Below are 12,375 nucleotides of genomic sequence, written 5' to 3' on the forward strand. Positions count from 1 at the left end.
TCTCCCGAAACTGGCTTGCGTTGCGGGACGATAGTTTAGTCCCGGCGAACGGGCCGTAAACGTTTATTTGTGACCCGCCGTTCATCCAACGGGCGCGGTTCCGGGCGCCGCCACATCCACAGCATGAGCGCGCACAGGAACAGCGGCACCCCGATTTTCACCGCGTTCGGCACCTCGGAGAGGGTGATCAGGCCGATGCTGATCAGCATCATGGTGGAGGCGGCGCACTTGGCCCGGCGGCTCATGGCGCGCTGTTCCCGCCACTGACGCACCGGCGGGCCGAAGCGTGGGTGGTCCAGCAGCCAGGTTTCCAGGCGCGGCCAGCCCCGGGTGGCCGCCCAGGCGGCCACCAGCATGAATACCGTGGTGGGCATCACCGGCACCACCGCGCCCACCAGCCCCAGGGCCACGCACAGCAGCGCCAGGGCGCGCCATAAAAACACCCTGATCATGGGCGGAATTACAGCATGCCCCGGGCGCGCCGGCAAAGGCGGCGCCGGTTGCTCAGGGGCCCGCGGACAGGTCCGCGCCCGGCGCCATCAGCGCCGCTGGCGCCAGGGGCTCGCCGTTCACCGTCAAGGCGCCGTCGCGCACCATCAGCCGCGACACCAGGCGGCCGTCCCGGTGCGCCACCAGCCCGGCCTGCATGGGCCCGGCCAGGTTGGCGCGCAGCGGCGGCGGCAACAGCCCCGGATCGGCGTCCAGGTTGAGGGCCAGGTCCACCAGCCGCAGCAGCCCCGCCGGCGGCAGCATCCGCAGCTCCGCCAGGCTGGCGTTGAGACCGTCCAGGCCACGGTAGTCCAGGCGGCCATCCAGGGTCAGCGGGCGGCCCTTGTCACCGTCCAGCACCGCCAGCATCGTCAGGCCGCTGCGGTCCGGGCGCAGCAGCTCCCGGGTCAGCACCGTCACCAGTTCCTCGCCCAGCTGCCGGGCCTGGGCGGCGTTGGCTTCCAGAGCCACCTGGTCGTCGGCCAGGGCGCCCACTATCATCTCGATGCGCAGCCGGTCCAGTTCCCGGGACAGGCGCTGGGCGCGCACGGCGGCGGCGCTGTCGATGCCCTGGTAGGCGAGCCCCAGGTAGCCGGAAGCCAGGGCCGCCGGCACCGCGTCGCCCCCCAGTCCGTCCAGCCACAGGCCCAGGTCACCGGCCAGGGTGTCGCCCTGGCGCCGGGAGCGGGTGCGCAGGGTCAGATCACCGGTGAACTGCTCGCGGCCGCCCCGGGTCATGCTCAGGCCGGTGGCGGCCAGGGTCATGTCCATCAGCGGCAGCACGTCGCCGAGCAGTTCGCTGACGGTGATGTCCACATCCAGAGCGGGCAGCGTGGCGGCGCCCAAGGGGCCGCCCACCTGAAGATCCCGGCCGGTGATGAAGAAGCGCCCGGTGGCCGCGTCCGCCCGAGGCGAACGGACGTCCAGGGTCAGCCGCCCCAGGGAGGCGCGGCCCGCCGCCGAGGACACCTGGAACGGCGTCACCGCGGCGCGCACGCGCAGGCCGCCGTCGAAGCGGTACAGGGTGCGCGCGGTGACCGGCGGCTGGCCCTGGAACACCTGGTCGACCATGGCGGTGACCGGCTCCGGCAGGCCGCTCAGATCGAGCCGCCCACGGGCGTAGGCGAGCCCCAGGGCCGGGCCGTCGTCGGTGAACAGCAGCGGCCCGAAGCGGATCTCGGCGCGATCGCACAGGGTGCCGGAGAAGGCCTCCAGTTGGGCCAGATCCGGCGGCAGCCGGTGGAGCACCAGGCAGGTGCGCGCCTCGGCGCCGAGCAGGCCGGCGTCGTAATGGCTGAGTTCCAGACGTACCAGATCGGAGCCCGGAATCAGTTCCAGGTCGGCCACCTGCTGGCGCAGGCGGCTCTCAACGGTCTGGCCGATCACATAGGTGCCGCCAAGCCACAGTCCCCCCAGGACCAGGATGGCGAGGATGATTTTTTTCATTGTTCCCCCAGGATGGTTCTCTTGTATCCATTTTCTTGTACCCGGGGCCACTATACCGGCATTTCGCCATCTCGCCTGTAAGCCATCCTCCATTCCGCAACGGCCTTAACGAAAAAAACCCGCCGATTGGCGGGTTTTCTCCGTGCGGGCCGGGGCCGGATCAGAACGCGAAGTGCTCCGCGTCCAGCTCCATCATGCAGTCGAGACCGCCTTCGATGGCGCCCTTGTGGCCCGCCGCGCGCGGCAGGATGCGCTTCATGTAGAAGCGGGCGGTGCTGATCTTGGCCTTGTAGAAGTCCTCGTCGCCGGCGCCGGCGGCCAGTTGCTCCTGAGCCTTGGCGGCCATGCGCGCCCACAGGTAGGCCAGGGTCACGTAGCCGGAGTACATCAGGTAGTCGACGGCGGCGCCGCCCACGTATTCCGGGTTCTGCATCGCCTGCATGCCCACCGCCTGGGTCATCTCGCCCCATTCTTTATTGTAGGCGGCCAGCGGCTCCACCAGCTCCTTGAGGTCGGCGTTGTCGCCGTGGGCTTCGCAGAACTTGTGCACGATCTTGGTGAAGTTCCGCAGGGCCTGACCCTGGGTCATCATCACCTTGCGGCCCAGCAGGTCCAGGGCCTGGATGCCGGTGGTGCCTTCGTAGAGGGTGGAGATGCGCGCGTCACGCACGTTCTGCTCCATGCCCCATTCGCGGATGAAGCCGTGACCGCCGTAGATCTGCACGCCGTGGTTGGCGGCTTCCAGACCCACTTCGGTAACGAACGCCTTGGCGATCGGGGTGAGCAGGGCCATCAGGTCATCGGCCTGCTTGCGCTCCTCGTCGTCCTGGGCCAGCTTCACCTGGTCGCCAAGCTGGGCGCACAGGTACACCAGCGCCCGGCCGCCTTCGGCGAAGGCCTTGGAGGTGAGCAGCATGCGGCGCACGTCCGGGTGCACGATGATCGGGTCCGCCGGACCGTCCGGGTTCTTGGGGCCGGCCAGGCTGCGCATGGCGAGGCGCTCCTTGGCGTAGGCCAGGCCGCCCTGGAAGCCCAGTTCCGCGTGGGCCACGCCCTGGATGGCGGTGCCCAGGCGGGCGAAGTTCATGAAGGTGAACATGCAGTTCAGGCCCTTGTTCTCCGGGCCGATCAGGTAGCCGGTGGCGCCGTCGAAGTTCATCACGCAGGTGGCGGAAGCCTTGATGCCCATCTTGTGTTCGATGGAGCCGCAGGTCACGCCGTTACGCTCGCCCACGCCGCCGTTTCCGTCGGTGTGGAACTTGGGCACGATGAACAGGGAAATGCCCTTGGTGCCCTTGGGCGCATCGGGAAGACGGGCCAGCACGATGTGCACGATGTTCTCGGCCATGTCGTGCTCACCGGCGGAAATGAAGATCTTGGTGCCGGTGATGGCGTAGGAGCCGTCGCCTTGCGGCTCGGCCTTGGTCTTGAGAATGCCCAGGTCGGAGCCGCAGTGGGGCTCGGTCAGGCACATGGTGCCGGTCCACTCACCGCTGGTGAGCTTGGGCAGGTAGGCGTTCTTCTGCTCGTCGGTGCCGTGGGCCTCGATGGTGGCCACCGCGCCGTGGGACAGGCCCGGGTACATGCTCCAGGACCAGTTGGCGGTGCCGGTCATCTCGGAGATGGCGATGCTGGAGGAGCCGGGCAGCCCCTGGCCGCCGAATTCCGGGTCGCCGCCCATGGCCGGCCAGCCGCCTTCCACGTACTTGGCGTAGGCTTCCTTGAAGCCCTTCGGCGTGGTCACCACGCCATTCTCGAAGTGGCAGCCTTCCTCATCGCCGGAGCGGTTCAGGGGAGCCAGTTCGTTTTCGGCGAACTTGGCGCCTTCCTCGAGGAAGGCGTTGAGCAGTTCGCTGTTAACCTCTTCCAGACCCAGTTTGGCGTAGTGGCCATCCAGATCCAGAACCTCGTTGAGCACGAAACGCATGTCGCGCAGGGGCGCTTTGTAATCGGGCATGTCAGGTCTCCCTAAAACACTCTGTGGGAAGCGGGAAAACCGGCCCCGGAACGGGCTGAGACACAGGCAGCGGGCGGGGCGGGTCCATCGTCAGGGAGACAAATGGTAGCCGTGCCCCGGAGCCGCTGCCCACAACTATTTGTGACCCACAAGTCAAACAAGCGTTTGAAATCACTTTTGTCGGACAAGACTGGTATAGTCCGCCTCCGAAGCCTTCCTATTCTTGGGTTCGCCAACAGGAGCACTCCCATGATCGACCCCAATCTGCTGGATATCCTGGTCTGCCCGGTGAGCAAGGCGCCGCTGATCTACGATGAGCAGCGCGAGGAACTCAAATGCAAGGCCAGCGGCCTGGCCTACCCGGTGCGCGACGGCATCCCGGTGATGCTGGAAGAGGAAGCCCGCACCCTCGACGACGACGAATTGCGCTCACTGTAAGGACCGGCCATGACCCGCTCGCTGCTCGCCCTGCTGCTGGCCCTGGCGGCGCCGCTGCACGCCGCCGAACAAGAGGACCGGCCCCCGGTGCCGGAGGCCGACCAGACCATGACCCGCGAGCAGAAGCAGAACGACTGCCTGCTGCGCGCCGCCCGGGACGCCGCCGACAATATCACCGCCGCCCAATTGCGCGGCTGGTGCCTGGAGAACGAGGAGCGGCCGGAACAGCGCTCCGCCCACGAGGACGCCCTGCGTACGCGCCTGGCCCTGGAACGCTCCAGCCAGGACAACCCCTTCGTGATCACCCCGCACCGGCGCAACTACCTGATGCCCTACAGCCACTGGTCGAACCCGCAATGGAACGACCCGGACCGCCAGGGCCAGAACCTTGATTCCCAGGAAGTGAAGTTCCAGATTTCCCTGAAGGCGCCGCTCTACGACGATTTCTGGGACGGCAGCACCCTGTACATGGCGTTCACCGGGCTGTTTTTCTGGCAGGCCTACAACAAGAGCGAGTCGAGCCCGTTCCGGGAAATCAATTTCACCCCGGAAATCTTCGTCGCCAAACCCTTGGACTGGGAACTGGGCCCGGTGAAAACCAAACTGATGACATTCGGTTTCCGTCACGATTCCAACGGCCGGGATGAACCCACCTCGCGGAGCTGGAACCGTCTCTACCTGCGCCACATTTCCCAGATCGGCCCGTACTATGTGTCCTTGATGCCCTGGTACCGGATTCCGGAAGACGACAAGGACTACCCGCTGGACCCGCGCGGCGACAACAACCCGGACATTGAAAAATACATGGGCCATTTCGAGCTGGAAGTCGGACGCGCGTTCGGCAACCACGTGCTGGAAGTGATGGTGCGCAACAACCTGCGCTCGGACAACAAGGGCGCCGGCCGGGTCAATTATTCCTTCCCCATCAACGAGCGCTTCAAGGGGCTGGTGCAGGTGTTCACCGGCTACGGCGACTCGATGATCAACTACGACGACTACGAGACCCGCTTCAGCCTGGGCATTCTGCTCACCGATACCCTCTAGTCCGGCCCGGCGCGGGCGGATGCTCCGGATCGCGGCGGTCCAGGGTGTCGTGGAGCAGGCCGCTGGAAGCAGGCTGGCGGGGGTATTCAGCGGCCACGTCCTGGCCTGGGGCGGCAAGGAGATTCCCTGGTGAGAGCGTTCAGGCGAGCTCGTCCAGGGTGCGCTGGCGCAAGGCCTGGAGGCGGTCACTGAAAGTCACCGGGTAGGGCCGCTCGGCGCGGGCGGTACCGCGCCAGGCGTCGGGCAGGGCCGCCAGCTCTCCGGCCAGCCGCCGGCGGGCGGCGTCCGCGTCCGGGGCCGGCACCGCCGGCTCGCCGTTGGCCACCACGGTGCGCAGCAGCGGCTGACCGTCCCGTTCCTCTTCGGCGCCGGTGAGGGTGTCGCCGGCCAGCCGGCCGTGGTCGTCATAGTGGCGCCAGATCTGCTTGGCGCCGGGGTAGATGGGCTTGCCCGGCGACGCCTTGAGGCGCGGGCGGCCCTGGTATTCGGTGAGCTTGTAGGCGAAGTCCAGGGACGGGGCGTCCGCCACCGAGCCCATTTCCGTGCCCACGCCAAAGCCGTCGATGGGGGCGCCGGCGGCCACCAGATCGGCGACCTTCCATTCGTCCAGGCCGCCGCTGACCACCACCCGCACGCCGTTCAGGCCGGCGGCGTCGAGTTTGTCCCGGGCGGCCCGGGCCTGGGCCACCAGATCGCCGGAGTCGATGCGCACGGCGCCCACGTCCAGGCCCTCGTCACGCACCAGGCCGATCACCTTGTCCACCGCCGCCAGGCTGTCGTAGGTGTCCACCAGCAGGGTGGTGCCCGGGTAGTCCCGGGCGTAGCGGCGGAAGGCGTCGATTTCCCGGTCGAAGGACTGGATGTAGGAGTGCGCCATGGTGCCGCGCAGGGGCAGGTCGAAGCTGAGCCCGCCAAGCACGTTGCTGGTGGCGCCGATGCCCGCCACCCGGTAGGCGCGCACGCTGCGCCAGGCGGCCTCCAGGCCGTGCATGCGGCGCATGCCGAAATCCAGCACCGGGGTACCAGCGGCGGCCTGGACCACCCGGGCGGCCTTGGAGGCGAGCAGGGTTTCCAGGTTCACGTAGTTCATCAGCAGGCTTTCCAGCAGCTGCCCCTCGGCCACCGGGGCACGCAGCTCCAGCAGCGGCTCCTGGGGAAACACCAGGGAGCCCTCGGGCACCGCCCGCACCTCGCCGCTGAAGCGGAAATCCGCCAGCCAGTGGAGGAATTCATCGCGGAAACCCAACGGCGCCAGGCGGCGCACCTGCTCCTCGGGAAAACGCAGTTCGGTGATCAGCCGGGCAGCGTGCTCCTGGCCGCAGGCCACCACGTAATTGCGCTGCCCGGGCAGCACCCGGTAAAAGAGGCTGAACACCGCCTCGCCGCTTTTTCCGTCCAGGTGGTAAGCCTGGGCCATGTTCAGTTCGTACAGATCGGTGAGCAGACCCAGTTCGTCCACCCGGGGCCAGACAGCGGTCATCGGCGCATCCTTTGGCTATACAGTCATCGCGGCACCGCCATGAATTGCGCCGGCGGCGGCGCTTTTCAAGCCCGTTGACCGGGCAGTTGGTCGAGCACTTCGCGGTGGGCGGCCAGGGCGGCGTCGTCGAACAGCACGAAGCGCACCCGCTTCACCCGCTCCAGGGCGGCGCCCTCGGCGGCCACCGTGGTCACCGCGATGCGCGCCGCCTCCGCCAGCGGATAGCCGAAGGCGCCGGTGGACAGCGCCGGGAAGGCGACGCTTTCCAGGCCCCGCGCCTCGGCCAGCCGCAGGGCGTTGCGGTAGCAGTCGGCGAGCAGCCGATCAGCGGGCTCGTCGCGACCATACACCGGGCCCAGGCAGTGGATCACGTGGCGATTGGGCAGCCGGTGGCCGCCGCTGATCACCGCCTGGCCGGGTTCGATGGGCGCCATGGGCGCGCACTCCTCGGCGAGGCCGGGCCCGGCGGCGCGGTGCAAGGCGCCGGCCACGCCACCGCCGGTGCGCAGCAGGGCGTTGGCGGCGTTGACCACCGCGTCCATGTCGGTCTGGTTGGCGATGTCGCCCTGGCGACATTCAATCGTGAAGCGGGTCATGTTCGGTTCCTGGCATTGCCGCCCGCGTAGGGTATCATCCGCGGGCGGGGGACTTGTCATCACTGCACGGAGATAGCTATGCGAATCCTGGCCCGATTCGGCGTTCTGGGACTGCTGATGCTGCTGGGCGCCTGCCAGACTCTCAGTGGCCTGGAAACCCCGGAGGTGAACCTGTCCAGCATCCGCCTGGAGCAGGTCAGCGTGTTCGAACAACAGTGGCAGGTGGTACTGCGCGCGCGCAACCCCAACGACCGGGAGCTGACGCTGAAGAGCCTGGACTACGAGCTGTTCGTCAACGGCGAGAAGCTGGCTCGCGGGCTCACCGGCGACAACGTGACGCTGCCAGCCATGGGCGACGCCCTAGTGAGCACCCGCATCACCACCAGCCTGATGCAGACCCTGGGCAAGCTGAAAGCCTTGCAGCAGGACCCGGGCGCGCCGCTGGACTACCGGATCAAGGGCACCGCCCGGGTCAAGGGCCTGGCCCTGCCACTGAGCTTCGATCAGCGCGGCGAGTTCCGGCTGCCGGACACGGTGCCGCCGCGCTAGGGCCGGTGGTCCGGGCCGCGAACTGACCCGGGCGGCCACCGGGCCGAGCGTTCCGGTCATCCCCCGGCGCCAGGCGGCGGGCTACAGTGAGGCTTTCTAGCAGGGACCCTTTCCATGCAAGCGGACTTTCAGGTTGCCATCATCGGCGCTGGTTTCGGCGGCCTGGGGATGGCCATCGAGTTGAAAAAACGGGGCCGGCATTCGCTGGTGATCCTCGAGAAAGCGGACCAGGTGGGCGGCGCCTGGCGGGACAACACCTACCCCGGCGCCGCCTGCGACGTGCCGTCCCATCTGTATTCCTTTTCCTTCGCCCGCAAATTCGACTGGTCGCGGCGCTTCGCGCCCCAGGCGGAAATCCTCGACTATCTGAAGCGCTGCGCCCGCGACCATGACCTGGAGCGCCACCTGCGCCTGGGCACCGAGGTCCGCGCAGCCCGCTTCGACGAGGACGCCGGCCTGTGGCGGATCGAAACCGACCAGGGGGAGCTCACCGCCCGCGCGCTGATCACCGCCACCGGCCAGCTCAACCGGCCGGCCTGGCCCCGGGTGCCGGGGCTGGAGCGTTTCCAGGGCCCGGTCTTCCACAGCGCGCGCTGGGACCATGGCGTGGACCTGGCCGGCAAGACGGTGGCGGTGGTCGGCACCGGCGCCAGCGCCATCCAGTTCGTGCCGGAAGTGGCGAAACAGGCCCGCCAGGTGAAGCTGTTCCAGCGCTCCGCCGCCTATGTGATCCCCAAACCGGACCGCCCCTACTCCCCCCTGGAGCAGCGGCTGATGGCCCGGTGGCCCTGGCTGCAAACGCTGGACCGGGCCCGGGTCTATGCCCAGAACGAAACCCGGGTACTGGGCTTCACCGCCCTGCAGGGGGTGATGAAAGTCTATCAGTGGCTGTTCCAGCGCTACCTGCGGCGCACCATCAGCGACGCCGTGCTGCGCGAGAAGCTGACGCCGGATTACCCCATGGGCTGCAAGCGCATCCTGATCTCCAACGATTATTTCCAGGCCATCGAACGCTTCGGCATCGAGGTGCGCACCGGCGGCGTGGCGGTGGTGGACGAAACCGGCCTGGTGGACGCGGACGGCCAGCACCACGACGCCGACGTGCTGATTTTCGGCACCGGCTTCCAGGCCACCGACTTCCTGGCGCCGATGACCATCCAGGGCCGCCGGGGCCGGGACCTGAACGAAGCCTGGCGGGACGGCGCCGAGGCCTACCTGGGCATCACCGTGCACGGCTTCCCGAATCTGTTCATGCTGTACGGCCCCAACACCAACCTGGGGCACAACTCCATCGTCTACATGCTGGAATCGCAGATCGCCTATGTGCTCAGCGCCCTGGAAGAAATGGAGCGCCCCGGAGTGGGCGGCCTGGAAGTGAACGCCGAGGTCCAGGACCGCTTCAACCGCGACATCCAGACGCGCCTGCGCGACAGCGTCTGGGGGCAAGGCTGCGACAGCTGGTACAAGACCGAAAGCGGCAAGAACACCAACAACTGGCCCGGCTTCACCTTCCGCTACCGGCGCCGGACCCGACGACTGGACCCTCGCGATTATGAGTTGCACCCGTGAACAGGGCGGCGTGGCGGAAAGCCCGTCGCAACGCCTGATCGCCGCCACCCTGCGCGGCAGCCTCAAGACCCTGCTCAGCCCCGCTTTCCAGGCCCGCGCTCCGGTGGGCCTGCAGCGCCGCTGGCTGGCCACGGTGGCCCGCGCCACCCTGCCCGCCCGGGGCGTGCCGCGCCGGCGCACCCGCTTCGGCGGCGTGCCGGTGGAGGTGGTCGGCGAGGGCCGCGCCGCCACCCTGCTGTATCTGCACGGCGGCGGCTACGTGAGCGGCGGCCCGGGCACCCACCGGGCCCTGACCACCCGCCTGGCCCGGGACCTGGACGCCACCGTGATGGTGGTGGATTACCGGCTGGCGCCGGAGGCGCCCTGCCCGGCGGCCCTGGACGACGCCATCACCGTGTACCGGAGCCTGCTCGACCAGGGCCACGAGCCGGCGCGCATGGCGGTGGCCGGGGATTCCGCCGGCGGCGGGCTGAGCCTGGCGTTCCTGCAGCACCTGCGCGACGGCGGCGGCCTGCCACTGCCCGCCGCCGGGGTGCTGCTCTCGCCCTGGGTGGATCTGACCCTGGCCCACACCCCGGACCGGGTGGCCGGCGAGGCCATGCTCAGCCTGCCCTGGCTGAACGCCGCCGCCGACGCCTACGCCCGGGGCCGCCGCGACGGCGCCGCCGCCTCGCCTCTGCACGGTGAACTGAACGGCCTGCCGCCGCTGCTGATCCAGTGCGGCGGTGATGAGATCCTGCGCGCCGACAGCGAGCGGCTGGCGGACGCCCTGGACGACGCCGACACCGAGGCCCGCTACCAGCTGTTCCCGAGCCGCTGGCACGTGTTCCAGTTGCACGGCGGCGTGCTCGCCGACGCCGACCGGGCACTGGCGGACATCCGCGCCTTCCTGACCGGCCACCTGGCCGCCGCCGGGGAGCGCGCCTGATGAGCCATATCCTGATCACCGGCGCCGCCAGCGGCATCGGCCTGGCCACCGCCCGGCGCTTCCACTCCCGGGGCTGGTCCGTGGGCCTGCTGGACATGAACGCCCAGGCCCTGCAAGCGGTGGAAGCGGAGCTCGGCGAGCGCACCTGGTCGCGGGCCCTGGACGTGCGCGACGCGGCCGCCTGCCGGGCGGCGGCGGATGCCTTCGCGGCCCAGGCCGGCGGCCTGGACGTGCTGTTCAACGCCGCCGGCATTCTGCGCATGGGGTTCGTGGAGGAAGTGGACCCGGAGCTGCACCGGCGCACCCTGGAGATCAACGTGCAGGGCACCCTCAATATGTGCCTGGCCTGCCTGCCGCACCTGAAAGGGGCCGACCGGCCCCACGTGCTGAACATGAGCTCCGCCTCGGCGCTTTACGGCGTGCCGCATCTGGCGGTGTATTCGGCGTCCAAGTTCGCGGTGCGCGGCCTCACCGAGGCCCTGGACCTGGAATGGCGCCGCCACGGCATCCGCGTGCAGGACCTGATGCCGCCGTTCGTGGACACGCCCATGGTCCGCGACCAGGCCTTCCAGGCGCCGGTGGTCAAGCGCATGGGGGTGAAGCTGAGCGCCGAGGAAATCGCGGTGGCGGCGGAGCGCGCCCTGGACAGCGACCGGGTGCACACCCCGGTGGGGCTGCCGTTCCGGCTCACCGTGCTGATGGAAAAGCTGACGCCGCGCCGGGCCACCCGGGAATTGATGCGCTGGCTGAGCCGGCCCTAATAGTGGATGGTGACCCGGCGCCGGCCCCACTCCAGGGCGGCGTCGCGGTCCTCGCCCATGTAGATATCGATCTTGTTGCGCCAGCGCCGGTGCATCTTGTCGCGCACGTACCAGATGCCGTCCAGGCCCTCGATGCGCACCGGGGTGCCGTAATCCAGCCCCTGGCCGAGCAGATCCCGGGACACGGCAATGGCTTTCATGCCGGGCACCAGGGTGTCGCCCCAGGCCGCCAGGCTGTGATCATCACCGGCGCCCTGACCGCGCAGGGAATTGAAGGCGGTGGCGGTGACGCTGGCCTTCGCTTCGAAGGAATCCGCCGTCACCGGGCCGGCGCCGAGCCACAGCGCCACCAGGGCCAGCGCCCTGAACCCGCTCTTCACCCGCCCTTCGCCAGACTGCGTCGATGACGTCATTACGAACCCTCTCGTGGCCATTGATGCTGTTCCTGCTGTCCGCCTGCGCCGGTGCTCCGCCCATCCCGCCGCCCCTGGAGCCCCGGGTGTGGCCGGCCGCCGGCGAGCCGCACGGCGTGATTCTCGCTCTGCACAGTTTCGGCGACCACGCCGCCGCCTTCAATCTGGCGGCGCCGGCCCTGGCCGAGGCCGGGTACAGCGTGTACGCCTTCGACCAGGCCGGTTTCGGCACCCGCAACCTGAACGACCGCTGGGCCGGGGAGGCCCGCCTGGTGGACGACGCCGCCGGCCTGGCCCGGCAACTGGCGGAACGCTACCCGGACCGGCCGCTGTACCTGCTCGGCGAGAGCCTGGGCGGCGCCGTGGCCATGCTGATGGCGGCCCGTCACCCGGACCTGCCGGTGGACGGGCTGATTCTCGCCGCCCCGGCGGTGCGCGAGGGGATTCGACTGCGCTACGGCGGCCGCGACACCTCGGTGCCGGCGGTGGGCATTCGCCGGCTTAACGGCCACCTGGGCGGGCACGGCGACTACCGGTTCTTCGAGGACGGTCCTCACCTGCTGCTGCAGGGCCGCCACTGGTCGCGGGTGACGGACGCCATCCTCGACTGGCTGCCACCGGCGCGGTTGCCGGAATGACGGCCCGGCGGCGGCGTTATTGTCCCGGTTGGTGGCGCCGAATTTGCTAGGCTTACGACGGTACCAA

13 protein-coding genes are annotated in these 12,375 nt (G+C 69.1%); 7 read left to right on the forward strand and 6 right to left on the reverse strand.

Annotated elements, in window-relative coordinates; translation table 11 throughout:
• Positions 1-35 precede the first annotated feature (35 nt).
• From HMJ39_RS10970 to HMJ39_RS10980, 3 genes are all read right to left on the reverse strand, one after another.
• A complete protein-coding gene (locus tag HMJ39_RS10970; protein ID WP_161384044.1) occupies positions 36-452 on the reverse strand; it encodes a YbaN family protein in 417 nt (138 codons plus the stop codon).
• A gap of 52 nt (positions 453-504) precedes the next feature.
• Positions 505-1,935: a DUF945 family protein gene (locus HMJ39_RS10975; RefSeq protein WP_194297337.1), complete on the reverse strand. Its 1,431-nt coding sequence runs from the start codon at positions 1,933-1,935 to the stop codon at positions 505-507.
• A 160-nt stretch (positions 1,936-2,095) separates the two neighbouring features.
• Complete coding sequence (locus HMJ39_RS10980; protein WP_194297338.1) at positions 2,096-3,892, reverse strand: acyl-CoA dehydrogenase C-terminal domain-containing protein; 1,797 nt, start codon at positions 3,890-3,892, stop codon at positions 2,096-2,098.
• A gap of 249 nt (positions 3,893-4,141) precedes the next feature.
• Here HMJ39_RS10980 and HMJ39_RS10985 point away from each other — a divergent pair, with 249 nt between their 5' ends.
• Together HMJ39_RS10985 and HMJ39_RS10990 are read left to right on the forward strand one after the other, a co-directional pair.
• The gene (locus HMJ39_RS10985) at positions 4,142-4,330 is read left to right on the forward strand and encodes a Trm112 family protein (RefSeq protein WP_161384041.1); all 189 of its coding nucleotides are present in this window, start codon (positions 4,142-4,144) and stop codon (positions 4,328-4,330) included.
• A gap of 9 nt (positions 4,331-4,339) precedes the next feature.
• Positions 4,340-5,374: a phospholipase A gene (locus HMJ39_RS10990; RefSeq protein WP_194297340.1), complete on the forward strand. Its 1,035-nt coding sequence runs from the start codon at positions 4,340-4,342 to the stop codon at positions 5,372-5,374.
• 139 nt (positions 5,375-5,513) lie between these two features.
• Here HMJ39_RS10990 and HMJ39_RS10995 read toward each other — a convergent pair whose 3' ends face one another.
• Together HMJ39_RS10995 and HMJ39_RS11000 are read right to left on the reverse strand one after the other, a co-directional pair.
• A complete protein-coding gene (locus HMJ39_RS10995; RefSeq protein ID WP_194297341.1) occupies positions 5,514-6,854 on the reverse strand; it encodes a nicotinate phosphoribosyltransferase in 1,341 nt (446 codons plus the stop codon).
• A 65-nt stretch (positions 6,855-6,919) separates the two neighbouring features.
• Positions 6,920-7,450, reverse strand: a complete 531-nt coding sequence (locus HMJ39_RS11000) for a macro domain-containing protein (protein WP_194297342.1) — start codon at positions 7,448-7,450, stop codon at positions 6,920-6,922.
• 78 nt (positions 7,451-7,528) lie between these two features.
• Here HMJ39_RS11000 and HMJ39_RS11005 point away from each other — a divergent pair, with 78 nt between their 5' ends.
• The 4 genes from HMJ39_RS11005 (at position 7,529) to HMJ39_RS11020 (ending at position 11,257) form a co-directional block, all read left to right on the forward strand.
• On the forward strand, positions 7,529-7,999 hold the full coding sequence (locus HMJ39_RS11005; protein ID WP_194297343.1) for an LEA type 2 family protein: 471 nt from the start codon (positions 7,529-7,531) through the stop codon (positions 7,997-7,999).
• 114 nt (positions 8,000-8,113) lie between these two features.
• Positions 8,114-9,568: a flavin-containing monooxygenase gene (locus tag HMJ39_RS11010; RefSeq protein WP_194297344.1), complete on the forward strand. Its 1,455-nt coding sequence runs from the start codon at positions 8,114-8,116 to the stop codon at positions 9,566-9,568.
• Positions 9,552-10,496 (forward strand): alpha/beta hydrolase, encoded by a 945-nt coding sequence (locus HMJ39_RS11015; RefSeq protein WP_194297345.1) that lies wholly within the window; start codon positions 9,552-9,554, stop codon positions 10,494-10,496. The genes HMJ39_RS11010 and HMJ39_RS11015 overlap by 17 nt, the downstream gene beginning before the upstream one ends.
• The gene (locus HMJ39_RS11020; protein WP_194297346.1) at positions 10,496-11,257 is read left to right on the forward strand and encodes an SDR family oxidoreductase; all 762 of its coding nucleotides are present in this window, start codon (positions 10,496-10,498) and stop codon (positions 11,255-11,257) included. Before HMJ39_RS11015 ends, HMJ39_RS11020 begins: the two co-directional genes overlap by 1 nt.
• On the opposite strand, the gene HMJ39_RS11025 is transcribed toward HMJ39_RS11020, so the two are convergent.
• On the reverse strand, positions 11,254-11,670 hold the full coding sequence (locus HMJ39_RS11025; RefSeq protein WP_228462295.1) for a 3D domain-containing protein: 417 nt from the start codon (positions 11,668-11,670) through the stop codon (positions 11,254-11,256). The two genes, HMJ39_RS11020 and HMJ39_RS11025, sit on opposite strands and share 4 nt — an antisense overlap.
• Before the next feature lie 23 nt (positions 11,671-11,693).
• On the opposite strand from HMJ39_RS11025, the gene HMJ39_RS11030 reads away from it, so the two are divergent.
• Positions 11,694-12,308 carry an alpha/beta hydrolase gene (locus HMJ39_RS11030; protein WP_194297347.1) on the forward strand — a complete coding sequence of 205 codons (615 nt, stop codon included), beginning with the start codon at positions 11,694-11,696 and terminating at the stop codon, positions 12,306-12,308.
• The last annotated feature ends 67 nt before the right edge of the window (positions 12,309-12,375 follow it).

Source organism: Alloalcanivorax profundimaris (assembly GCF_015265435.1).
GTDB classification, from domain to species: Bacteria; Pseudomonadota; Gammaproteobacteria; order Pseudomonadales; family Alcanivoracaceae; genus Alloalcanivorax; species Alloalcanivorax profundimaris.